Below are 21,902 nucleotides of genomic sequence, written 5' to 3' on the forward strand. Positions count from 1 at the left end.
CCTGCAACAGCGAGCTGTGGAACCAGCCGCGGTGCTGGTCGGTGCCTTCCATATAGACATCCGCAATACCGTCCTCGGTACCATCCTCACGATCGCGCAGCACGAAAGAGTGGGTAGAACCTGAGTCAAACCACACGTCCAACACGTCAAAGACCTGCTCGTATTCAGCCGGATCTACGACGCCCTCAAGGACCTTTTCCTTAAACCCGTCGGTGTACCAGACGTCTGCGCCATCAGCGTCAAACGCCGCGACGATACGCTGGTTCACAGTCTCGTTGCGCAGCAGGAAGTCCGCATCTGTCGGCAGAGCGCCCTTCTTGGTGAAACAGGTCAGCGGCACACCCCAGGCGCGCTGGCGGGACAGAACCCAGTCAGGGCGGGCTTCGATCATGGAATACAGACGGTTCCGACCCGTTTGTGGCGTCCACTTCACCAGCTCGTCAATCGAGCGCAGCGCGCGTTCGCGGATCGATGTGCCCATCTCGTCCTGGCCATCTCCCACGGCACGATCTACCGAAGCAAACCACTGCGGCGTGTTGCGATAGATGATCGGTGCTTTGGACCGCCAGGAATGCGGATAGCTGTGCTTGATCTTGCCACGCGCCAGCAACCCGCCGACTTCGGCGAGCTTGTCGATCACGGTCTTGTTCGCATCGCCCTCGCCGCCCTTGCGGGAGAGGATGTATTTGCCGCCAAAGAACGGCAGATCCGCGCGGAACGCGCCGTCGTCCATCACGTTGTAGGTGATGACCTGCTCAAGCATCCCAAGGTCACGATAGAGTTCAAATTCCTCCATCCCGTGGGACGGGGCGCAATGCACAAAGCCGGTGCCTTCGGTGTCGGTCACGAAATCAGCGGCACGGAAATCGCGGATGTCGTCCCACTCGCCATTGCCGCCTTCGGCGCCATGCAATGGGTGGGTCAGACCAATGCCCTCAAGATCAGAGGCAGGAACATCGGCAACACGAGTCCACTGATCGTCTTCAAGACGGGCGCGTTTGAAAACATCTGCGGCCAAATTATCCGCCAAAAGATATTTGTCGCCAACCTTGGCCCAGCAGTCCTCGGGCGTGCCGGTGACTTCGTAAAGCCCATAGGCAATGTCCGCACCATAGACGACCGCTTTGTTGGATGGGATCGTCCAAGGAGTCGTTGTCCAGATCACAACCTGCGCGCCCGCGAGTTTGTGGTCCGCTGGCTCTGTGACCTTGAACTTCACCCAGATCGTGAAGCTGTCTTTGTCGTGATATTCAACCTCGGCCTCTGCCAATGCGGTCTTTTCAATCGGAGACCACATCACAGGCTTTGAGCCTTGATAAAGCGTGCCGTTCATCAGGAACTTCATGAATTCCTCGGCAATCACCGCCTCGGCATGGTAGTTCATGGTCAGATAGGGATCGGCCCAATTGCCAGTGATCCCGATGCGCTTGAATTCTTCGCGCTGGATCTCGACCCATTTGTCGGCAAAGGCGCGGCATTCCTGACGGAACTCGACCACATCCACCGCGTCTTTGTTCTTGCCCTTTTTGCGGTATTGCTCTTCGATCTTCCATTCGATCGGCAGACCATGGCAATCCCAGCCTGGCACATAGCGGCTGTCAAAGCCCATCATCTGATGGGAGCGCACGATCATATCCTTGATCGTCTTGTTCAGCGCGTGCCCGATGTGCAGATGCCCGTTCGCATAAGGAGGGCCATCATGCAGCGTAAACGGCTTGCGACCTGCCTTTTCGCGAAGGCGGTCGTAAACGCCGATTTTTTCCCAACGGTCCAGCCATTGAGGTTCACGTTTCGGCAGGCCTGCGCGCATAGGAAAATCGGTTTTCGGCAGGCTTAGAGTATCTTTGTATTCTGGTGTATCGGCGCACATTTGGGGCGTCCTTCGGGTCGTCAGATCTGGGAATTCATGAGGGGGCGGCGCGGTGGTTCATACGCCTTGTCCCGGCGGCTCAACGTTTTAGAGCGCCGGGCATATAATTCGAATAATGATCGCACGAATATATGTCATCAGCGCCCTTATAGGCTGGGGGTTCACAAGGGTAAAGCGCGTATTGCCCCCTTGAACAGGCCGCGGGCGCAGGGCCTATTTGCCAAACAGTCCAGCCAGCGCCGATTTGACGATTTGTCCGGTGCGTGGGCTTTTGCCCGGCTCAAACGGCAGAGGTCGGCAGACCTCCATGGCCGCGACGCCCACGCGGGCTGTGAGAGCGCCATTCACGATGCCTTCGCCAAAACGTCGCGAGACTTTCGACAGAACGGACCCACCCGCAACCGAGCCGATCAGATCATCCCCAACCGCAACCGCGCCTGTGGCCACCAGATGGGTCATCACCGCACGCGTCAGACGCCAGTTGCCAAGGGTGCCAGACCGCCCGGCATAGATCTCGGCAATCCGCCGGATCATACGCAGGTTAGCCACCAGGGCTGTCAACAAATCCGCAAGCGCCAGAGGCACCAGTGCTGTCACTGTCGCAACCTGACGCGCGGCGGCTTCGATCTCTTGTTGGGCGGCCTTGTCCAGCGGGGCCATCAGTGTCTGATCCACGCGGGCGAAGACGGCGGCAGCGTCAAAGGCATCCCCCAGACCTTCGTCCAGTCGCGCGCGTCCCCAAGAGGTCTCGTCACGGTTGCGATAAAGCGCTGCCAGATCACGCGCAACGCCGCGCGCAGCTGCCACATCGTTGTCAGCCATCGCCTGGCCTGCGCGCGCATGCAGACGGTCGACCCGGCTGAGACTGGCAAACGCCAGTATTTCTTTGCCCGCGATCAGCAGACAAACAAGGGTGAACACCCCAATCAACGCCGTGACCCCATAGCCCAGCATCGGCGTCGTGGCGATCAGCCCCAGAACCGCATTATAGGCCGAGATCGACACCACAGTCAGAAGCAGGCTGACCAGCAGCCCCCAAAACCATCGTGCCAGCACAGACGGACGCCGCGCGGCCAGTTTGACCACGTTTTGCATGGCCTGCCCCTGCGGTGCCTCTAGCACGTCGGGAACTTGCGGTGCATCCGCAACCTGTGGCGCATCTTCGGCCAGTTCGATCAGTACAGGTTTGTTGTCTGCCATCTAGCGTCTCTTCCATTCCAGCTGTACGTCGGGCAGTTTCTCGTCCGTCTGCTGCCCGTCTGTGCGCGACACCTCATAAAACCCATGCGCGGCATAGAATCTGCGGCCACCCAGATTGTCCTGAAATGTCCACAAAGTCAGATGGTCCTCAGCGCTTTGCGCCTCTTGCAGCAAGGCCGCGCCCACACCCCGACCGCGATGGGCCTGCGCCACATAAAGCGCGTTCACCTCGGACTTGTTGCGCGCGATAAAACCGACGACTCCTCCCGCGTCGGCCACCCGCACCCAGCCACGGTCTATCATCGCCAGACAGAACCCCTGATCCTGTTCGGACGTGTGCAATTTGGGCATCCAGGGCGTTTCGGACACAAATTCGGTCAGGATCGCCCCTGTCGCAGCGGCGTCATTGGGCTGGGCCGCACGCAGGATCACAGGCGATCCCCAATCAGAAACTGGGCCGCCTGATCCAGCCGGATATGCGGTGGCCCAAATCCGGGCTTCAGGGATAGTGCGGCGGGTGCGAAACTCATGATTTCATAGTCGCCATTCAGCCATTCCGCTTTACCCTGTCGCGCCGCAGACAACAGCTTTGACGGATCTTCTGGCAACTCGCCTGGATAAAACGCAGCCTGTTTGCCGCCATCCAGCAACGTGCCACGTACACAGTCCAGCGTGCGCCCGTCATGGTGCAGAGTTTCCTCAACTGTTGCGCGCAAAGCGGCAATCGACATGGCATCCACCTTGGCCCCTGCAAACCGCGCACGATCCTGAGCCTCACGTGTCAACGCGCCCATGATCGCTGTCAAACGCCCATGCTGGCGATGATGCAGATGATCCGCCTTGGTTGCGGCGAACAAAATGCGCTCTACCCGCTTGCCCATCAAAAGACGGCTTAAAAAAGCGTTCCGGCCCGGTCTGAAGCTGTCGAGTATCTCGGCCATGGCCCCGCGCATTTCCTCGACCGCCAGCGGGCCGCGATTGATCGCACCCAGTGCATCCACCAGCACAACCTGCCGGTCAATCCGCGCGAAATGATCGCGGAAGAATGGTTTGATGACCTTGGCTTTATAGGCCTCAAACCGCCGTTCCATCTCGCGCCACAGGGCCCGTCGGGGGGCCTTGGGGCTGTCGGCGAGCGGGGCAAAGGTCAAAACCGGAGAACCCGCAAGATCTCCGGGCAACAGGAAGCGTCCCGGTGTGCAATCATAGAACCCCGCGTCCCGCGCCGCATTAAGATACTGGGTGAACGCCGCCGCAAGCGCCTGTGCCACCGGTTCCTGCAAAGGCTGGCTTGCGTCAATCTCGCGGATCTGCGCGAGGTAGTCTGCGGCCTCGGTGCGGTTTTCAATCCGGGTCAGAACGCGGCTAGACCATTCGGAATAGCTTAGATCCAGCAAGCCCAGATCCAAAAGCCACTCGCCGGGATAGTCCACAATATCGACGTGCACCGTGCGTGGGCTTTGAAAGCCCGACAACAGACCCGTTGGCTGTACTTTGAACGACAGACGCAGCTCGGATACAGCCCGCGTGCTTTCGGGCCAATGCGGGGTCGGCCCCGTTAGCGCAGCGTAGTGGTTTTCATAGTCAAACCTGGGAACTGTCACATCCGGCTGGGGCTGAAGATACGCTGCCACAATGCGCCCGTCGGCGACGGCTTTCAGTTGCGGCATACGACCGCGATCCAGCAGGCTGGCCACCAGCGACGTGATGAACACGGTCTTGCCGGACCGCGCAAGCCCCGTCACACCCAGTCGGATAACCGGCTCAAAGAGGGCTTCGTTCAAACCATCGCCAACCGCTTCGACGCGGCGGGTCACTTCATGTGCCAGATCGGTTAAGACCACAACTGTCCTTTCATTCTGTTGTGAAAACCTATGAAGCTTGACCGGGCTTTTCCATAGGCAGCACCACCAGCGCGGCGGGAAAAGTGCAGAATTTTCCCCATAAGCCACATGTCTCGGGATTGAAGCCACGCCCGTCGCCCGTTATGGCGAGACATGGTTCGGATCGCACTAAAAGTGGAATATCACGGGGCGCCCTTTGCCGGATGGCAAAGACAGGCGGATCAGCCCTCTGTTCAGGGGGCAATCGAGGCCGCCCTGTCCAGGCTGGAACCCGGCAGCCACACGATCGCAGCCGCAGGCCGCACAGATGCAGGTGTCCATGGTCTGGCACAGGTCGCCCATTGCGATCTGCAAAAAGACTGGACGCCGTTTCGTCTGTCCGAGGCTTTGAATTTCCATTTAAAACCTGACCCTGTCTCGATCGTCGATGCAGCGATTGTCGATGACGATTGGCACGCGCGGTTTTCAGCACTCGAGCGGCGATACCTGTTCCGCATTCTGATGCGCCGCGCGCCGGCGACCCATCAAGCAGGCTTGGTCTGGCAGGTCAACCACCGGCTGGATATCGACGCAATGCAGGCGGGCGCGAACCATCTGCTGGGGCACCATGACTTCACGACTTTCCGCTCCTCGATCTGTCAGGCGGCGAGCCCAGTCAAAACTTTAGACGAGTTGCGCGTAGAACAGGTCGAAATGCCTTGGGGCCTGGAGGCGCATTTTCACGTCAGCGCCCGGTCGTTTCTGCACAATCAGGTCCGCAGCTTTGTCGGCACGCTGGAACGCGTTGGCGCAGGCAAATGGTCGCCAGAGGATGTGCGCACGGCCCTGCAAGCCGCCGACCGCGCCGCTTGTGGGCCGGTCAGCCCACCGCAGGGCCTTTACCTTGCAGGGGTCGGTTATCCGACCGATCCCTTCGCGTAAGTTTCCAATTTGGGGACAATTGGGCCAGAACCCCTGCCATAGTTTCCGCAAAACCTAGGGAAATCCCGCAGAGACTTTCGCAGTTTTTTGCGTAATGCTGACTTTGCGGAAGCCGTCAGTGCGTCATACCCACATATTTTGGCTGACACCCCGGTTGCCAACATGGCCGGGTGCTTCCGCCCTTAACCGGCCTCATCTTCGAGGTGCAGCTTCATATCAATCAACACCTGCTGTAACGCGAGCGTTTCTTTCAACAGGCGTTTTGCTTCGTTGATCGTGATGACCCCGTCTTCGATCGACTGGTGATATTCGGCCATCAACATGGCAAACCGCTGACTCAGCGCGATCACATCCGTGCTGATGCCGCCTTTCTTGTCCTCGTTGCGACGACGGTCGTCAAAAGACAGCGAAATGCCCTTCAGTTCTGCCAATGCCGAGGTGACATGCGGATAAGACGAGGCCTCTTCGAGTGCAGCAACCGCATCTACTGGCATGAACCGATCTGAATGCTCGTCATGGTCAGAGTAATACCGCCCCAGCGTCGCCTTGGACTTGCCGGTGAGGTCGCAGGCGGCCTCGATGCCGACGTCTTTCACCAAGGCCTCTGTGTGTTTTTTCAGATAGCTGCCAACGCCTGCCATACTTAACCCTTACTGCCCACCCCAATGCGCGCGATCACGCAGGGGAAATAGAAATGTCTTTTCCCATTATTGGGTTTTCCGGGATTTGTCATCCTTCCCTTATCGCAGACGCGGCGGAAAGCAGGTGGCTCAGCCCATTCGACCCCCGAGCCACGCTTTTCGTCCACTGGCGTATTCCTTTTGAGGCGCCTCGGGCAACGAAAGGAATCGCGGCTGTCGCGCGATTTGTCTGGGCGGGGGTGTTCATCCCCAGGGACTTGTCCCGCCGCCCTGCCCGGACGTCATGCTCGACAGAGTCGGGGCGGTGTGACAGCCACCGTCCCGGCGCTCTGTTTCCCGCTTGATTTTTGCCCGCCGCGCATTTTATCAGCAGGGTATGGCAAAGCTCTATTTCCACTATTCGACCATGAACGCCGGCAAATCGACGGTGCTGTTGCAGGCCTCGCACAACTACCGCGAGCGCGGTATGGAAACCTATTTGCTGACGGCGCGATTTGACGATCGGGCTGGTCAGGGGCGGATCGCATCGCGCATCGGAATCGGCGCGGACGCCGATACATTTGACGGCGACTCTGATCTGTTTGCAAAGATTGAGACCCGCAAGGAGCAAGGCGATTTTGCCTGTGTATTTCTGGATGAAGCACAGTTTTTGACCAAGGATCAGGTCTGGCAACTGGCCCGCGCGGTCGATGATCTGAAGGTTCCGGTCATGTGCTATGGCCTGCGGGTGGACTTTCGGGGTGAGCTGTTCCCGGGATCGGCGGCACTGTTGGCGCTGGCTGACGAAATGCGCGAGGTACGCACGATCTGTCATTGCGGGAAAAAGGCGACGATGGTCGTACGGCGGGATGCGGATGGCAAAGCCGCCCGTGACGGCGCGCAAGTGCAGATCGGCGGCAATGAGACCTATGTATCGCTCTGCCGCAAACACTGGCGCGATGAGGTGGGCGACAGCTAGGGGCGTTGCCCCTCGGCCCATGGGCCTCACCCCAGGATATTTTTGGCAAGAGAAAGATCAGGCGCGCTGGGGGGGATTGTTGCGCTTTGTAAAAATGTAATGTTATTACATAAAGGATCTTCATACACGTTGTGTAGATAGCCCTGCACAGCCCGCAACACTGGAAAAGACAAATGCCGTTGGATCATAAAACCTCGCCTCAGCCCGATTTTGGCGCAACCGTTTTCAGCTGCGATGCCATGTCAGGGTTTTCAGCCATTGGCGCGCCACGGTGCGGAGCGGTGATTTATGAACGCGCCTCCGATCAGGCGGCGCTGCAATGGCTGGCGGGTCTTGCGGGTGACGAATTGCCAGACGAGCGTATTGTCCTGAGACCCGATGAGGTTGCGGCGCATGTCCTGAGGCTGATGCCTGAGGTTTCAGCGGAGCATATTGCATCACGCCGTTGGCTTGTTGAGGATATCACCGCGCTGTCCAAGGCCTTTGCAACCTTGATGGAGGCTCCGTATTTGCGCCTTAGGCTTGATCCCATTACCACCAACGCCTGCCGCAAATTTCATATCGACGCGGTGACGGCACGGCTGGTCTGCACGTATCGCGGTCAGTCCACGCAATATGGGTTGGGCAACGCGGCGCGCGAGGTTGCGCAATATGCGTCTGTGCCTGCAGGCTGCCCGATTATATTGCGTGGTACAAAGTGGCCGGGTGATGCGCCAACAGGCCTGCTGCACCGCTCGCCCCCGATTGAGGGCACGGGCGAGACACGTCTGTTGCTGGTTCTGGATCCGGTCTATCGCCTTGAGGACGCCTAAGCGCGCTCGACCAGCACCGATCCGACGGAATAGCCCGCACCGAATGAACAGATCACGCCTTTATCGCCGGGCTGAAGATCGTCGCTGAATTTCGAGAAGGCGATGATCGATCCAGCGGAGGATGTATTGGCATAGTCCTGCAGGATATTGGGCTGCTCGCCATCCTCGGGCACGCGGCCGAGAACTTTTCGACCGATAAAATCGTTCATTGATTTATTCGCCTGATGCAGCCAAAGCCGTTTGAGGTCGTCGGCCGAGGCACCCGCCTCTGTCAGGTGGCCCTGAATGTGGTTCACCACCAGTGGCAGCACTTCTTTGAAGACTTTGCGGCCGTTCTGCATGAATTGCATGTCGCGGCGGTCTTCCATGTCGGTGTGTGAGCGACGCAGGTAGCCGTTGTTGTTGCGGATATTGTTAGAAAACTGCGTGGCGCATTTGGTGGAGTGCACCAGAAAATGCGCGCCTTTGGCGGCTTCGGCCCGTTCGATAACGGTGGCAGTGCAGACATCACCAAAAATAAAGTGGCAATCACGGTCACGCCATTCCAGGTGGCCCGAGCAGATCTCGGGGTTCACGACCAGTGCGCATTTGACCGAGCCTGCGCGGATCATGTCGGCAGCGGCCTGAAGCCCAAAGGTGGCCGACGAACAGGCCACGTTCATATCAAAGGCAAAGCCCCCTGCCCCCAGAAGATCCTGAATTTCCACTGCAATCGCGGGATAGGCGCGTTCGTGATTTGACGCGGCACAGATCACCAGATCGACCTCACCTGCTGTGCGGCCCGCTTGCGCCAGCGCTTTTGCACAGGCGTCCATGGCCATTTCAGCCATGATCCCCGGTTCGCTATCCTGTCGCGATCTAAGCTTTGGGAACATGATGTCTGGATTGAGAATGCTTTCCTTTTCCATGACATAACGCTGCTCGATCCCGCTGGCGCTGAGAATGAACTCGGCGCTGGAGTGGGACAGGGCTTCGGTCTCGCCTGCGGCAATCGCCTCGGCATTCTCGGCGTTGAATTTGTCCGCATAGGCGTTGAACGCAACGACGAGTTCGTCGTTGGTGATGATCTGGCTGGGCGTGAAAACGCCGCTTCCGGTAATCGCTGGCTGGTGCATGAGGCCTCCTCGCAGTCTGAAAACTTCACCGCAAGGCTGACCAAAGGTCAAGGGTGACGCAGCTAGACCCTGTTGGGCAGCGGATCGCCAGACACAAACGCCCGCAGGTTGTCCACCGCCATCAGCCCCATCCCCTCGCGCACCTCAAGTGCAGCGGTGCCCAGATGCGGCAGCAGGGTGACGTTCTCAAGCGCCTTAAGCGCGTCCGGAACGGTCGGCTCGAATTCATAGACATCGAGGCCCGCCCCGGCGATTTCGCCCGAGGTGAGTGCGGCGATCAGGGCTGTTTCGTCCACAACTTCGCCGCGCGAAATGTTCACGAAATGCGCTGACGGCTTCATAGATCTGAAGGTCTCGGCATTGACCAGATGCAAAGTGTCTGCCCCGCCTGGTACGGCGGCAACCAGCACGTCGACCTCGGCCGCCAGAGCTGCAAGCGTCGTATGTGCCTTCGCCGGATAATTCAGATCTTTTTTCGAGCGTGCCAGATAGCTGACCGCCATGCCAAAGCCGAAGTGACAGCGCCGCGCGATGGCCTGACCGATCCGGCCCATGCCAATGATGCCGACGCGTTTGCCGGACACATGCTGGCCCAACAGCTGGGTCGGATGCCACCCGTCCCAAAGCCCTGCGCGCACCATGCGTTCACCTTCTCCGGCACGCCTGCACGACATCAGGATCAGCGTCATCGCGATATCGGCGGTGGCATCTGTCACGGCGCCCGGCGTATTGGTGACAACAATGCCAGCCTTTGCGGCGGCCTGAACGTCGATATGGTTAAACCCCACGCCAAAATTCGCGAGAATTCGCGCCCTTGGGTTTGGCACATCGGCGAAAACATCCGCGTCATACTCGTCCCGCAGTGTCGGCAGGATCGCGTCGTAGTCCGCTAGCGAAAGACGCAGCTCATCCTGACTGAGCGGTGTTGTTTCGGCGCGCACGGTGACATCAAAATGCGCTTGGGCCGCGGCGACAACCGTGTCAGGCAGGGGCCGCGTGATCAGTAGTTTCATCAATAGAGCCTCCCGCCCGTTGGGACGTCTTTGTCCGGCGTGATCAGCACGACTTCGCCTGCGTCATCCGGCACCCCAAGCACCAGAATTTCTGACATGAATTTTCCGATTTGGCGGGGTGGAAAGTTCACAACCGCCATGACGCGTTTTCCGATGACACTTTCGGGGCTGTAGTGTTTGGTGATCTGAGCCGAGGATTTCTTGACCCCGAGATCGCCTCCGAAATCCACCCACAGCTTAATGGCTGGCTTGCGCGCTTCGGGATAGGGCTGGGCGTCCACAACGACACCGGTGCGGATGTCTACCTTGAGAAAATCGTCAAACGTGATCTCGGCCATTGGATGCTCCTGCGGCTGCTCCTGTCAGATTTTCGGGCAGCATTGCGCGATTTCGCGCCAAGGTCGAGCCGCTTTTCAGACCGCGTGCGATTTGACGGCATCATACCCCGCCAGCGCCGCTTCGCGGGCCGCTTTGTGATCCACGATCGGAGCAGGGTAAGAGCCGCCAAGTGTGACACCCGCCGCTGACAAAACCGACGCGGGTGCCTCAAATGGTGCGTGCAGCCATTTGTTGGGCAAAGCCGCCAGCTCGGGGCACCATGTGCGAATATAGTCGCCGTTTGGGTCGAATTTCTGGGCCTGTGTCGTTGGATTGAATATCCGGAAATAAGGGGCGGCGTCGGCTCCAGAGCCCGCAACCCACTGCCAACTGGCCGCGTTGTTTGCCAGATCAGCATCCAGCAGCGTATCCCAGAACCACTCCATGCCATGTCGCCAATGCTGACGCAGATGTTTTATCAGAAAGCTTGCGACCACCATTCTGACCCGATTGTGCATATAACCCGTGTGCCAGAGCTCGCGCAGACCGGCATCCACCAACGGATATCCGGTTTGACCTGTCTGCCATGCGCGCAATTGATCTGCGTTATCCATCCAAGGATAGACATCGAATTTTCTGTTCAGGTTTTCATCCGGCAGGCTTGGGGTGTGAAACAGCAGATGATGGGAAAACTCGCGCCAGCCGACTTCGGACAGGAATTTTTCCGCATCCTGCTGATCGCCAGACCGCAGCGCGCAATGATGCTGGGTGCGGTGCCAGATCTGTCTAGGAGAAATCTCGCCAAAGTGCAGATGCGGGGACAGCCGCGAGACATGGTTTTGATCCGGGCGGTCGCGGCCGGTTTTATACCCCGTCAGGTCTGTATTCAGAAAATCATCAAGGCGTTCTGTGGCGCCAGCCTCGCCCGGTGACCACAGCGGGCCAAAACCAGCGGCCCAATCCGGCTGGCTGGGCAGCAAGCCCAACGCGGCCACGTCTGCGGGCGGTGCGATATTGGAAAACTCTGGGCGCGTCAAAGGCAGAGCCGGAGGATCATGGCGCTGGCACGCCCGCCAGAACGGTGAGAACACGCGAAACGGACCACCGCTGCCGGTTTTGATCTGCCACGGCTCAAACAACAGGTTTCCGGGAAAACTCGTCGCCTCGATACCAGTCTCGCCCAGCGCGGACTTCAGACGTGTGTCGCTGGCAATGCCCGCAGGATCATAGCGCCGGTTCCAATACACGGCCGAAATGTCGTGGTCTGCCACCAAGGACTGAACAACGGTCAGCGTATCTCCGCTGTGCAGAACCAACCCACCCAAATCTTGAGACAAAGCCGTCAGACTGTGGTGCAGCCACCATTTCGCAGCGGATCCATAGCTGTCTGGCTCGTAAACAAAAACAGGCAGAACATCGCCCCGCGCGGCCGCAGCCGTTAACGCCGGATTGTCGGCGACCCGCAGGTCCAGTCTGAATAATACAAGTGATCGCACGGGCGGCCTCTGCACAACTTCACATAGGCCGCCATCTAGAGCACCTGTGACAAGCGGCCAGAGCCGGCCGCCTAAATTTTGACGTTACGCCCGCCCGTAGGCCTGCGCGATTGCAACCTGCATTGCGTCCTCAACGGAACGACCGCCCCATGTCGCCAATTGGATCGCCGGATAAAAGCGTTCCGCGCTCATGATGGCTGCGTTGATCATCGTGTCGATCTGATCGGGGCTGGCCACCTGACCACCCGCCAGAACCAGACCATAGCGATAGATCATCATGTTCTGCTCGGTCCAATAGGTGAACCCACCTGCCCAGCACTGATCGTTGACCTGGTTGAGAACTTCAAACAGTTGCGGCATGCAATCTGACGGAGGTTCCATTTCAAAGGAACACACCATCTTGAGCATTTCTTCATAACCCGACCATGCAAGCGTGATGGAATAGGTCTTCCACTGCCCTTCAATGGCCATTGCGATCTGATCATCCGCGATGCGGTCAAACGTCCACTCGTGATGCTCTGCAATGTGTTCGACGATGTCGATGGGATGAATGTCTTCTTCGAGATACTGCTCTGATAATGCCATGGCGCCACCCTTTCGTAATTGCGCCGGGACGTGGCAGCGTAACCAGCGCTTGGTGCCTGCTCGATGAGAGGTAGGAGAGCCCTCCTCCCTTACAGGTATGGTGGCCGCTACGCCCGCATTAGTAAAGGGAAATTTTGGAAATGACCGCAATAAGTTGTGGACAAATCCAAATTACACACAAGAGGTTGGCCTGCAAACTAGAGCGAATAGGCACTCCGAATGGCTTTGCTCGCCTGCGCAATGATCTCTCTGTCGCTCTTGTTGGCCAGGGATCGCGCGGCACTACCGCCGTTAAACGCCATGATAATTGGCACCCCATGCGTCTTGTAGAAATTGAGCCAGACATTGAATTGCCCTGCCGGCCCCTCGGCCTCGGGTGTGTAGATCCAGGTGACATCCTGATCCCAGAAGGGTCGGTCAAACTGAAGATAGACCTTGTCCAACACCCCCATACCAAGACGCGAGATCGAGCGACGTTTGGCGTCAGGCAATTCGGGCTTAAAGCCAATGCTGCCTTCCTTCAAAACACCCAAAGGCACGGTGACGAGCACCGCATCAAAAAACTCGGGCCGTGCCGCACGTGGCGTGACCCAGACCCCGCCGTCTTCTAATGTGATCATGCCGACCTGCGTTGACAGACGCAGATCATAGTCGCCATTGAACGCGCCAAGAATGTCGGAATAGCCGCCCGGAAAGACGACTTCTTTGCCGTCATAATCATCATCCAGCAGATAGGCGCGTGTGTTCAGATCCGCCAGATCTGCCCCCGCCTCGGTCTGAATTTCTACCTGCTCAAGTACCCCGTCAGCCACGTCTGCGTCACGCATTTCGCGCCCATCACGGCCGCGCAGGATATAGCTGTCGTCGGTGGCCACCCGCGCCAACGCCTGCTGATCCGACAACGCCGTCAAAGGGTTGCCCGTGGTGCCGTGGATCCAGCTTGCCCCAAGATCCAAGGGCACACCCAGGCTGTTGTCCGTCCAAAGGCGGCCACCGATGCGGTCACGCGCTTCAAACACGGTGACGTCCAACCCGCGATCGCTTAGATCTTTCGCGGCCGTCAGCCCGCTCATGCCAGCACCGACAACCGCGACCTTCTGATGCCCTTTTTTGCGCAGCATGGACGCCACGCGCAGACCGGATTCATGCGCCGCGTGCACAGTGCTGGACCGTTTGTGATAAGCCGCTTCGCCTGCAAAAAATATACGCCCCTCAATGGGCGCTTCGATGTTGCGGCGATCCTTTTTGCGCGCGCCCTTCGCCGTATAGGAATAAGACCCCAAGGCAAATGGATCGCGGCTCCAGTTTGTGCGCAGATAGCCACGCGGGGCACCGGCCGCCATGCCCTGAACAGGCAGCATAGCGGCGGTCAGGGCGGCCCCCATGCCGGCAAGTGTCTGCCGGCGCGTCCAGTCAGACTTGGTCACTTATTTCTGACCTGCCTGACCAGCTTCCAGTGCATCTAGACGGGCTTTCAGCGCCGCATTCTCTTCGCGGGCTTTTTGCGCCATTGTGCGCACCGCATCAAATTCTTCGCGTGTGACGAAATCGCGATCAGCCAGCCAGCGATCCATAAAGGATTTCATGGCGGTCTCGGCCTCGTCCTTGGCGCCCTGCGCCACGCCCATCGCATTGGTCATAAGCTGCGAGATATCATCCATAATTTTGTTGCGTGTCTGCATGTGGGCCTCCGATAGCGTGCCGTTACATTTGCCCCCTATATGGGCACAAAAGACCGAACTCTCAAGGTTGACTTCTTACCGTACACAGAGGCACATCAGACAGATGCAGGCACTGATCCCTTTTCCCAATATTTCGCCCGAGCTGGTTTCGATCTCGCTAGGGGGCTTTGAAATCGCACTGCGCTGGTATGCGCTGGCCTATATCGTCGGAATTATTCTGGCCTTTCAGATTTCCCTGATGGCCCTACGCCGCGTGAATCTTTGGGCAAAACAGACGCCGCCCATGCGCGACGATCAGCTCGAAGACCTGCTGTTCTGGGTGACTATCGGCATCATTCTGGGTGGGCGCATGGGATATGTGCTGTTTTATCAACCCGGCAGCTATCTAAGCGATCCGTTGGCCATTTTGCGCGTCTGGGAAGGCGGCATGGCCTTTCATGGCGGCGTTATCGGCGTTGTTCTGGCGGGATGGATATTTTGTCGCCGACATGGGCTGTCAAAAATCTCGACCTCGGATCTGGTGGTACTTGGGGCGCCTGTAGGCCTGTTGCTGGGACGCCTTGCCAATTTCATCAACGCCGAGCTATGGGGGCGGCCAACCGACCTGCCTTGGGGCGTCGCGTTCCCCGGCGCCTTTGCCCAAGACTGCGGCCAGCTTGCAGGCCTGTGCGCGCGTCATCCCTCGCAGCTTTATGAAGCAGCGCTGGAAGGCGCTGTTTTGCTTGCTGTGCTTTTGGTTCTTGCATTCAAGCGGGGCGCTTTGGCCTATCCGGGGCGCATCACAGGTGTGTTTTTCGCAGGCTACGGGCTGGCCCGTTTTCTGGTCGAGTTCGTCCGTCAGCCTGACGCGCAATTTGTGACCGACGGCAATCCGCTGGGCCTTGCTCTGCATTTGAATGGCATCGGTCTGACCATGGGGCAAATCTTGTCCCTTCCTATGATCCTGTTCGGACTTTGGATGATCGCCCGCAGTCGACGTGAGCACACATGAGCCTGAAACAAACCCTGATCGACCGCATTCGCACCATCGGCCCGATTTCCGTGGCCGACTATATGACCGAATGCTTGCTGCATCCGGCCTATGGCTATTACGCGACCCGTGATCCGTTTGGCAGCACCGGGGATTTCACGACCTCTCCGGAAATCACACAAATGTTCGGCGAACTCTTGGGGATCTCGCTGGCGCAGGCCTGGCTAGACCAAGGCGCGCCCAAGTCCTTTGTGATTGCCGAGGCAGGCCCCGGACGTGGCACCCTGATGGCCGATCTGCTGCGCGCAACCCGCAATGTGCCGGGATTTCAGGACGCGATGCAGGTGCATCTGATCGAAGCCTCGCCCACGCTGCGCGCCAAACAAGAAGCGCTGATTGCCCAAGCAACATGGCATGACACGGTCGACACCCTGCCAGAACTCCCGACATTCTTTGTGGCGAATGAGTTTCTGGATGCCCTCCCGATCCGCCAGTTCGTGCGCGAAGGAGACCGGTGGCGCGAACGTCTGATCGGCGTCGATCACGAGGCGCTGACCTTTGGTCTTGGCGCGCCTCAACCCCAACCAGCACTGGCGCATCGGCTAGAAGACACCGAAGACGGCATGCTTGTCGAAGTCTGTGACGCGCTGGCCCCAATGATCGACGCGATTGGTGGCCGGATCAAACGACACGGCGGCGCTGCGCTGATTATCGACTATGGCGACTGGCATTCGCAGGGCGACACGCTGCAGGCCGTTCAGGATCACAAAGAGGTCGACGTGCTGGCAGACCCCGGCAACGTCGATCTAACCGCCCATGTAGATTTTGAAGCCATCTGTCTGGCGACCCCGTGCAAGTTTTCACGCGTGACCGCGCAGGGCGTCTTTCTGGAACGTCTGGGCATCACTCGCCGCGCGCAGGATTTGGCGAAACTGATGGAGCCCGCGCAGCTAGAGCAGCATATTCTTGCGCATCGTCGCTTGACCCATCCAGAGGAAATGGGAAATCTGTTCAAAGTGGTCGCCCTGTATCCAGAGGGTGAAAATCCGCCCCCCGGAGTAGAAGCATGAGCCTTGAGATCCTGAGGTCTGAACGACTGGCCCCCATTGAACACGGGTTTTTCACCCGTCGCGGTGGCGCGTCTTCGGGCATTTTTCAGGGGCTGAACTGTGGCACAGGCAGCAGCGACCTTGCCGACGTCGTGCGCATCAATCGCGACCGTGTTGCGCAGGCGATGGGTGTTGAAACCCTGAACGGCGTACATCAGATCCACTCGGCCGACGTCGTGACGCTGAAAGACCCGATTACGGGGGACAAGCCTAAGGCCGACGCTTTGGTCACCAATGTTCCCGGTCAGGCGCTGTCGATCCTGACAGCCGATTGCCAACCGGTTCTATTTGCCGATCCCGACGCGCAGGTGATCGGCGCAGCCCATGCTGGATGGCGCGGGGCCGTGTCTGGTGTTCTGGAATCGACTGTTGAGGCAATGGAAGCTTTGGGTGCCAAACGCAGCGCCATCCGCGCCGTGATCGGCCCGTCGATCAGTCAGGATGCCTATGAGGTTGGCCCCGAATTGCGCGACGAATTTCTGGCGCTGGATTCCGCAAACGACCAGTTCTTTGCCAAGGGACAAGGCGACCGGTTCATGTTCGATTTGCCGGGCTATGGCGTTGCACGGCTTCGTGCCTCTGGCGTGGGCGTGGCCGAATGGAGCGGGCATTGCACCTACAGCGATCCCGAGCGGTTCTTCTCGTACCGCCGCTCAACCCATGCGAAAGAAGCTGACTACGGTAGGTTGATTGCGGTCATCAAACTCTGACCCACAGGGTGATCTGCGCCGTCAATTCACCTTTGCAACTCCCCGAATTCACGCCAATCTCGCCGCATCTCTGCCCCATTTGGGAACCAGATTGTTTTCAACAGGCAAACAATCAGATCCTCAAGGGATCACCAAATAGGAGCAGTCACATGGCAAAGCAGCGCTTTATCAAATCGATCGTCAAAGCATCGAAATCCGAGGCAGTCGTTCTGCCGTGGGCAAAGAAACGTATCGGCCAACCGGTTCTGGTCAAGCCAGCCGCAAAAGCCGCATAATCGGTACCCCCCAGTACCCAAGCGAAACGACCGCTGGTGCCCCCCGGGCCAGCGGTCGTTTTGTGTTTAAATGGCCTGCGCACCAAGCGTTTTCACAGATGCAACCCATCGCGCAACAGCGCCCGGCTTGGGATCACTGGATTGGGCGAAATGGGTGAACCGCGTTGGGCTTAACCCGATAAAACCAAGAATTTGGCGTTTAAGCTGCCAGTGCAGCGCGCTGCGATAGATCAGGCGAAAGTACCATCCCGGCGTGTCCGATGTCAGAATGACCCGCGCTGTGCGCCCTTTCAACAGGGGCTTGGGGAACTTGCCGCTTTTGGTGTCAAAGGTCCGCCCGGGCAGGAAGCTCCGGTCAATCAGCCCCTTCAGTTTCGCAGGCAACCCGCCCCACCACATTGGCGTGGTCAGAACCACGTGATCGGCCCACTCAATCGACTGCAAAACCTGTTCCAGATCGGGCTCCAGCGGTTTCGGGTCTTTGTAGACCGCCTCGCCAAAATCCACGTCGAACTCAAGGTCAGCCACGTTCAAAATGCGCACCTCGTGTCCTTCGCCCTTCGCCGCCCCTGCATAGGTCTGCGCAAAGGTTGCAGACAACGACTCAACGCGCGGGTGCCCATTCAAAACAAAAATCTTCTTCGCCATCGTGCGATTCTCCAAAATTGACCATGGTCACTTTCATAAATTTAGAAAATGACCGCGGTCAATATAAAATTTGACCAAAGTCATTTTTTCTGGCACACCAGCCCCATGGCAGTCCAAACACGCACGCTCAAAACCCGCGCAAAGCTGATCGAGGCCGCACAGACTCGCATCAAAGCCGCGGGCTATGAAGCTTTGCGGGTAGAAGATGTGGTCAAAGATGCAGGCGTCGCTAAGGGGACGTTCTTTGCCCATTTCAAAGACAAAGATGCGCTGATGGATCACCTGATCGGCGGCGAAATTCATGCGTTTCTGGATGAAGTGGAACTGTTAGAGCCACCTCAAAGCATCGAGGAAATTCTGGATGCTTTGATGCCGTCCTTCGCCTTCATGACGCAGGAACGTTTTGTTTTTGATGTGATTTTACGCCATTCGGGGGCCGCACAAAACAGCGAGATTGGCGCGATTGCCCAGACCTTTATCCGCCATGGCACAGTGATGGCGCATTGGCTTGCCAACGGTCCGTTTCGCAAAGACATTGACCCGGCCCTGATGGCCGACGGTGTCGGCGCGTTTCAGATTCAGGCCCTCGCCCTGCATTTCTGCGAAGCGCATAACGGTGTTTCAATACGGGATCGGATGGAAACCTATCTGAACGCTTGGCTCTTGCCTAAGCCGTCCGGCTGATCCGCTCTTCCAAGACGTCAAACGGCACGCCCGGCTCGTCCTTTGCCCCGCGAATGACCAGTGAGGTCTTTACGCTGGCCACGTTTTCCGCCTTGAGCAAATCTTCGGTTAGAAACGCCTGAAACGTGGACAGATCCGGCGCGCAGCACTTAAGAACAAAGTCCACCTCGCCGTTCAGCATGTGGCATTCGCGAACCAGCGACCAGTCGCGGCAGCGATCTTCAAACGCACTCAGGTCTGCTTCGGCCTGAGAAATCAGCCCGACCATGGCAAAGACCTGAACCTCAAATCCCAATTCGCGCGCGTCAACTTCGGCGTGATAGCCGCGAATATAGCCCGCATCCTCAAGCGTTCGCACACGCCGCAAACAAGGGGGTGCCGAAATGCCCACACGCTTGGCAAGCTCGACGTTGGTCATGCGACCATCTGCCTGAAGCTCTGCCAGAATCTTGCGGTCAATCGGATCCAGTCGATAGCCGGTCATATACCCCTCGCAACCCTGTGCACTTTTGCAATTCTTATAGCACCCGCAAGTGGACGCGCAATAATATTTCACGTTTTAAGAAATGACCGGAACGTGAGACTTCTTAATCACGCCGTGACGCCTTGGGGGTTTTCGCCCGCTTCGCGAGTGTCTATATCCCTGTGACGCGAAATTTTAGGCAATCGGGTGGCCCATGGCAGAGAGCAAACACACAAGAGTTCTGATTATCGGTTCAGGTCCAGCAGGATACACCGCAGGCGTATACGCAAGCCGAGCGATGCTGAACCCGATTCTGGTGCAGGGTATCGAGCCCGGCGGACAGCTGACCACCACAACCGAAGTGGAAAACTGGCCGGGTCACACAGAAATTCAGGGCCCTGATCTGATGGTCAATATGGAAGCCCACGCCCGCGCGATGGGTACAGAGATCATCGGCGACATCATCAACGAACTCGACACCTCGGTGCGCCCCTTTGTTGCCAAAGGTGACAGCGGAACAACCTATACCGCAGACGCCGTGATCCTTGCGACTGGTGCCCGCGCCAAATGGCTTGGCATGGAGAGCGAAGAGAAGTTCAAAGGCTTTGGCGTCTCTGCGTGCGCAACCTGCGACGGGTTCTTTTATCGCGGTCAGGAAATCGTCGTGATCGGCGGCGGCAACACCGCAGTTGAAGAAGCGCTGTTCCTGACCAACTTTGCCTCTAAAGTGACCCTGATCCACCGTCGCGACGAATTGCGCGCTGAAAAGATCCTGCAAGACCGCCTGTTGAAACACGAGAAAATCGAAACGCTCTGGTTCAACACGTTGGAAGAGGTCGTGGGCACCGAAGCACCTTTGGGCGTCACTGGCGTCAAAACTAAAAACGTCAACACCGGCGAAATCACGGAAATCCCCTGCGCGGGCGTCTTTGTGGCAATCGGCCACGCGCCCGCAACCGAACTGGTGAAAGACGTGCTGGAAACCCACAACGGCGGCTATGTCAAAGTCGAAGCGGGCAGCACCCGCACCTCGATCTCCGGCATTTTTGCCGCCGGAGACCTGACAGACCACGTCTATCGCCAAGCGGTCACATCTGCGGGCATGGGCTGTATGGCGGCACTGGACGCTGAGAAATTCCTCGCGGAACAGGAATGATGTTCCGCCCCCTCACCGGGCGCTTTTGGCGCGCGGTAAAGGCAAACTAAGCAAACTCCCTGTTTGCGGCGCGTTCGTCGCAAGCAGGACATGACCGGCACACGTTCCACACTTTGAGCGATGAATGTGACAAAAACACCGTCCCACATTCATCATCGCACCAAAAACATCATCACGATAATCAAAGATGGCCTGCGACCGGCATTCCGGCATCCGTGATAGGTGAACAATAAATGCCCTAAATGTTCATAACTCTTGGCAAAAAAACAGTTTTATGAGATATGTTCACGCGTGAACAAATAACGAGAGCCGTGTTGTGGCAGAGCCTGAGGCACATATCAGCAGCGAAGAAGACCAGCTCTTCCGCCTTTTGCGGCAACTGGACATCGCACCAGATGCGTCTCAGCGCTCGACAGCAGAGGCGGTTGGCCTGTCGCTTGGTCGACTGAATGCCCTGCTTCGCGACGCTATCGAGGCCGGTCTGGTGCGCATCGCCCAGCGCCCGGGCTCGGACAAACGCCAACGCAATTCTTACGCACTGACAACCAAGGGCGCAGGGGAAAAGAACCGGCTAACGGATCGCTTCCTCGCCCAGAAACTCGCCGATTACGAGGCCCTGCACGCGGAACTCACAGGCACCTCAAACCGATTTGTACCGATTAAATCCAGGACGGAACCTATGCAAAACAATCTCGCTCCTATCCCAGAACTCTATGTCTCTTACGACTCAGCCCAAAAGCTGAAAGTCGAAGCCGCTGACCTGACCAGCCACGATCTGACGCCGCGCCAGATCTGTGATCTGGAACTGTTGATGAACGGCGGGTTTAACCCGCTGAAAGGCTTTCTGTCAGAAGAGGACTATAACGGCGTCGTCGAAAACATGCGCCTGGCAGACGGTCAGCTGTGGCCAATGCCAATCACGCTGGACGTCTCTGAGGACTTCGCCGCAAACATCGAGCTCGGTCAAGACATTGCCTTGCGCGACCAGGAAGGTGTGATCCTCGCAACGATGACCGTCACCGACCGCTGGGAGCCAAACAAAGCGCGCGAGGCTGAAAAGGTCTTTGGCGCAGATGACGACGCACATCCGGCCGTGAACTATCTGCACAATCAGGCCGGCAAGATTTACCTGGGCGGCCCGATCACAGGCATTCAACAGCCGGTTCACTATGACTTCCGCGCCCGTCGTGACACACCAAACGAGCTGCGCGCCTATTTCCGCAAGCTAGGCTGGCGCAAGGTTGTGGCCTTTCAGACCCGCAACCCGCTGCACCGCGCCCACCAGGAACTGACATTCCGCGCGGCTCGTGAAGCGCAGGCGAACCTTTTGATCCACCCTGTTGTCGGCATGACCAAGCCCGGCGACGTCGATCACTTCACCCGCGTGCGTTGCTATGAGGCGGTGCTGGACAAATACCCGCAGGCCACCACA

24 protein-coding genes are annotated in these 21,902 nt (G+C 58.1%); 10 read left to right on the forward strand and 14 right to left on the reverse strand.

What is annotated here, in order from left to right; translation table 11 throughout:
* From ACEQWH_RS00610 to ACEQWH_RS00625, 4 genes are all read right to left on the reverse strand, one after another.
* Positions 1–1,870 (reverse strand): isoleucine--tRNA ligase (locus ACEQWH_RS00610; RefSeq protein ID WP_370227318.1); only part of this gene is annotated, 1,870 nt, incomplete at its 3' end.
* Positions 1,871–2,083: 213 nt separating this feature from the next.
* Positions 2,084–3,070 carry a YcjF family protein gene (locus tag ACEQWH_RS00615; RefSeq protein WP_370227320.1) on the reverse strand — a complete coding sequence of 329 codons (987 nt, stop codon included), beginning with the start codon at positions 3,068–3,070 and terminating at the stop codon, positions 2,084–2,086.
* Complete coding sequence (locus ACEQWH_RS00620; protein ID WP_370227321.1) at positions 3,071–3,502, reverse strand: N-acetyltransferase family protein; 432 nt, start codon at positions 3,500–3,502, stop codon at positions 3,071–3,073. It abuts the gene before it with no gap.
* A complete protein-coding gene (locus ACEQWH_RS00625; RefSeq protein WP_370227324.1) occupies positions 3,499–4,914 on the reverse strand; it encodes a YcjX family protein in 1,416 nt (471 codons plus the stop codon). Before ACEQWH_RS00625 ends, ACEQWH_RS00620 begins: the two co-directional genes overlap by 4 nt.
* 153 nt (positions 4,915–5,067) lie before the next feature.
* On the opposite strand from ACEQWH_RS00625, the gene truA reads away from it, so the two are divergent.
* Positions 5,068–5,835 carry a tRNA pseudouridine(38-40) synthase TruA gene (gene truA / locus ACEQWH_RS00630; protein ID WP_370227326.1) on the forward strand — a complete coding sequence of 256 codons (768 nt, stop codon included), beginning with the start codon at positions 5,068–5,070 and terminating at the stop codon, positions 5,833–5,835.
* Positions 5,836–6,017: 182 nt separating this feature from the next.
* Here the strand turns inward: truA and ACEQWH_RS00635 are convergent, their stop codons facing one another.
* On the reverse strand, positions 6,018–6,476 hold the full coding sequence (locus ACEQWH_RS00635; RefSeq protein ID WP_370227328.1) for a hypothetical protein: 459 nt from the start codon (positions 6,474–6,476) through the stop codon (positions 6,018–6,020).
* A gap of 376 nt (positions 6,477–6,852) precedes the next feature.
* Here ACEQWH_RS00635 and ACEQWH_RS00640 point away from each other — a divergent pair, with 376 nt between their 5' ends.
* Both ACEQWH_RS00640 and ACEQWH_RS00645 read left to right on the forward strand, forming a co-directional pair.
* Complete coding sequence (locus ACEQWH_RS00640; protein WP_370227330.1) at positions 6,853–7,434, forward strand: thymidine kinase; 582 nt, start codon at positions 6,853–6,855, stop codon at positions 7,432–7,434.
* Positions 7,435–7,607: 173 nt separating this feature from the next.
* Positions 7,608–8,246, forward strand: coding sequence for a DUF1826 domain-containing protein (locus tag ACEQWH_RS00645; RefSeq protein ID WP_370227332.1), 639 nt, complete (start codon positions 7,608–7,610; stop codon positions 8,244–8,246).
* Here ACEQWH_RS00645 and ACEQWH_RS00650 read toward each other — a convergent pair.
* From ACEQWH_RS00650 to ACEQWH_RS00680, 7 genes are all read right to left on the reverse strand, one after another.
* Positions 8,243–9,361, reverse strand: a complete 1,119-nt coding sequence (locus ACEQWH_RS00650; protein ID WP_370227334.1) for a beta-ketoacyl-ACP synthase III — start codon at positions 9,359–9,361, stop codon at positions 8,243–8,245. The two genes, ACEQWH_RS00645 and ACEQWH_RS00650, sit on opposite strands and share 4 nt — an antisense overlap.
* Positions 9,362–9,423: 62 nt before the next feature.
* Positions 9,424–10,374, reverse strand: a complete 951-nt coding sequence (locus ACEQWH_RS00655) for a 2-hydroxyacid dehydrogenase (RefSeq protein ID WP_370227336.1) — start codon at positions 10,372–10,374, stop codon at positions 9,424–9,426.
* Entirely contained in the window at positions 10,374–10,712 is a 339-nt protein-coding gene (locus ACEQWH_RS00660; protein ID WP_370227339.1) for a tRNA-binding protein, read from the reverse strand. The genes ACEQWH_RS00655 and ACEQWH_RS00660 overlap by 1 nt, the downstream gene beginning before the upstream one ends.
* A 75-nt stretch (positions 10,713–10,787) precedes the next feature.
* A complete protein-coding gene (locus ACEQWH_RS00665) occupies positions 10,788–12,188 on the reverse strand; it encodes a deoxyribodipyrimidine photo-lyase (protein WP_370227342.1) in 1,401 nt (466 codons plus the stop codon).
* Positions 12,189–12,272: 84 nt separating this feature from the next.
* Entirely contained in the window at positions 12,273–12,773 is a 501-nt protein-coding gene (locus ACEQWH_RS00670) for a YbjN domain-containing protein (RefSeq protein WP_370227345.1), read from the reverse strand.
* 197 nt (positions 12,774–12,970) lie between these two features.
* Entirely contained in the window at positions 12,971–14,200 is a 1,230-nt protein-coding gene (locus tag ACEQWH_RS00675) for an FAD-dependent oxidoreductase (RefSeq protein WP_370227348.1), read from the reverse strand.
* Entirely contained in the window at positions 14,201–14,455 is a 255-nt protein-coding gene (locus ACEQWH_RS00680; RefSeq protein ID WP_370227351.1) for an accessory factor UbiK family protein, read from the reverse strand. It abuts the gene before it with no gap.
* Between the two features lie 103 nt (positions 14,456–14,558).
* Here ACEQWH_RS00680 and lgt point away from each other — a divergent pair, with 103 nt between their 5' ends.
* The 4 genes from lgt (at position 14,559) to ACEQWH_RS00700 (ending at position 17,519) form a co-directional block, all read left to right on the forward strand.
* Positions 14,559–15,446: a prolipoprotein diacylglyceryl transferase gene (gene lgt / locus ACEQWH_RS00685; RefSeq protein ID WP_370227353.1), complete on the forward strand. Its 888-nt coding sequence runs from the start codon at positions 14,559–14,561 to the stop codon at positions 15,444–15,446.
* Entirely contained in the window at positions 15,443–16,495 is a 1,053-nt protein-coding gene (locus ACEQWH_RS00690) for a class I SAM-dependent methyltransferase (RefSeq protein ID WP_370227356.1), read from the forward strand. The genes lgt and ACEQWH_RS00690 overlap by 4 nt, the downstream gene beginning before the upstream one ends.
* Positions 16,492–17,244 (forward strand): peptidoglycan editing factor PgeF, encoded by a 753-nt coding sequence (gene pgeF, locus ACEQWH_RS00695; RefSeq protein WP_370227358.1) that lies wholly within the window; start codon positions 16,492–16,494, stop codon positions 17,242–17,244. The genes ACEQWH_RS00690 and pgeF overlap by 4 nt, the downstream gene beginning before the upstream one ends.
* 149 nt (positions 17,245–17,393) lie before the next feature.
* Positions 17,394–17,519 carry a hypothetical protein gene (locus ACEQWH_RS00700; RefSeq protein ID WP_370227359.1) on the forward strand — a complete coding sequence of 42 codons (126 nt, stop codon included), beginning with the start codon at positions 17,394–17,396 and terminating at the stop codon, positions 17,517–17,519.
* A 66-nt stretch (positions 17,520–17,585) separates the two neighbouring features.
* Here ACEQWH_RS00700 and ACEQWH_RS00705 read toward each other — a convergent pair whose 3' ends face one another.
* Entirely contained in the window at positions 17,586–18,167 is a 582-nt protein-coding gene (locus ACEQWH_RS00705) for an NAD(P)H-dependent oxidoreductase (protein ID WP_370227361.1), read from the reverse strand.
* Positions 18,168–18,272: 105 nt separating this feature from the next.
* Between ACEQWH_RS00705 and ACEQWH_RS00710 the strand changes: the two genes are divergently transcribed.
* Positions 18,273–18,851, forward strand: a complete 579-nt coding sequence (locus ACEQWH_RS00710; RefSeq protein ID WP_370227363.1) for a TetR/AcrR family transcriptional regulator — start codon at positions 18,273–18,275, stop codon at positions 18,849–18,851.
* Here the strand turns inward: ACEQWH_RS00710 and ACEQWH_RS00715 are convergent.
* Positions 18,835–19,335, reverse strand: a complete 501-nt coding sequence (locus ACEQWH_RS00715; RefSeq protein ID WP_370227365.1) for an Lrp/AsnC family transcriptional regulator — start codon at positions 19,333–19,335, stop codon at positions 18,835–18,837. The genes ACEQWH_RS00710 and ACEQWH_RS00715 overlap by 17 nt on opposite strands.
* 193 nt (positions 19,336–19,528) lie before the next feature.
* Here ACEQWH_RS00715 and trxB point away from each other — a divergent pair, with 193 nt between their 5' ends.
* Positions 19,529–20,470: a thioredoxin-disulfide reductase gene (gene trxB, locus ACEQWH_RS00720; RefSeq protein ID WP_370227367.1), complete on the forward strand. Its 942-nt coding sequence runs from the start codon at positions 19,529–19,531 to the stop codon at positions 20,468–20,470.
* A 316-nt stretch (positions 20,471–20,786) separates the two neighbouring features.
* On the forward strand, positions 20,787–21,902 hold a 1,116-nt coding region (locus ACEQWH_RS00725; RefSeq protein ID WP_370227370.1), incomplete at its 3' end, for a winged helix-turn-helix transcriptional regulator.

It is taken from the genome of Cognatishimia sp. (genome assembly GCF_964229375.1).
Classification (GTDB): Bacteria; Pseudomonadota; Alphaproteobacteria; order Rhodobacterales; family Rhodobacteraceae; genus Cognatishimia.

What these genes read in the sequence shown, in the direction of transcription:
- ACEQWH_RS00615 (WP_370227320.1), bottom strand. Translation starts at nt 3,070, where the DNA reads ATGGCAGACAACAAACCTGTACTGATCGAACTGGCCGAAGATGCGCCA.
- truA (WP_370227326.1), top strand. Translation starts at nt 5,068, where the DNA reads ATGGTTCGGATCGCACTAAAAGTGGAATATCACGGGGCGCCCTTTGCC.
- ACEQWH_RS00635 (WP_370227328.1), bottom strand. Translation starts at nt 6,476, where the DNA reads ATGGCAGGCGTTGGCAGCTATCTGAAAAAACACACAGAGGCCTTGGTG.
- ACEQWH_RS00640 (WP_370227330.1), top strand. Translation starts at nt 6,853, where the DNA reads ATGGCAAAGCTCTATTTCCACTATTCGACCATGAACGCCGGCAAATCG.
- ACEQWH_RS00645 (WP_370227332.1), top strand. Translation starts at nt 7,608, where the DNA reads ATGCCGTTGGATCATAAAACCTCGCCTCAGCCCGATTTTGGCGCAACC.
- ACEQWH_RS00650 (WP_370227334.1), bottom strand. Translation starts at nt 9,361, where the DNA reads ATGCACCAGCCAGCGATTACCGGAAGCGGCGTTTTCACGCCCAGCCAG.
- ACEQWH_RS00655 (WP_370227336.1), bottom strand. Translation starts at nt 10,374, where the DNA reads ATGAAACTACTGATCACGCGGCCCCTGCCTGACACGGTTGTCGCCGCG.
- ACEQWH_RS00660 (WP_370227339.1), bottom strand. Translation starts at nt 10,712, where the DNA reads ATGGCCGAGATCACGTTTGACGATTTTCTCAAGGTAGACATCCGCACC.
- ACEQWH_RS00670 (WP_370227345.1), bottom strand. Translation starts at nt 12,773, where the DNA reads ATGGCATTATCAGAGCAGTATCTCGAAGAAGACATTCATCCCATCGAC.
- ACEQWH_RS00680 (WP_370227351.1), bottom strand. Translation starts at nt 14,455, where the DNA reads ATGCAGACACGCAACAAAATTATGGATGATATCTCGCAGCTTATGACC.
- lgt (WP_370227353.1), top strand. Translation starts at nt 14,559, where the DNA reads ATGCAGGCACTGATCCCTTTTCCCAATATTTCGCCCGAGCTGGTTTCG.
- ACEQWH_RS00690 (WP_370227356.1), top strand. Translation starts at nt 15,443, where the DNA reads ATGAGCCTGAAACAAACCCTGATCGACCGCATTCGCACCATCGGCCCG.
- pgeF (WP_370227358.1), top strand. Translation starts at nt 16,492, where the DNA reads ATGAGCCTTGAGATCCTGAGGTCTGAACGACTGGCCCCCATTGAACAC.
- ACEQWH_RS00700 (WP_370227359.1), top strand. Translation starts at nt 17,394, where the DNA reads ATGGCAAAGCAGCGCTTTATCAAATCGATCGTCAAAGCATCGAAATCC.
- ACEQWH_RS00705 (WP_370227361.1), bottom strand. Translation starts at nt 18,167, where the DNA reads ATGGCGAAGAAGATTTTTGTTTTGAATGGGCACCCGCGCGTTGAGTCG.
- ACEQWH_RS00710 (WP_370227363.1), top strand. Translation starts at nt 18,273, where the DNA reads ATGGCAGTCCAAACACGCACGCTCAAAACCCGCGCAAAGCTGATCGAG.
- ACEQWH_RS00715 (WP_370227365.1), bottom strand. Translation starts at nt 19,335, where the DNA reads ATGACCGGCTATCGACTGGATCCGATTGACCGCAAGATTCTGGCAGAG.
- trxB (WP_370227367.1), top strand. Translation starts at nt 19,529, where the DNA reads ATGGCAGAGAGCAAACACACAAGAGTTCTGATTATCGGTTCAGGTCCA.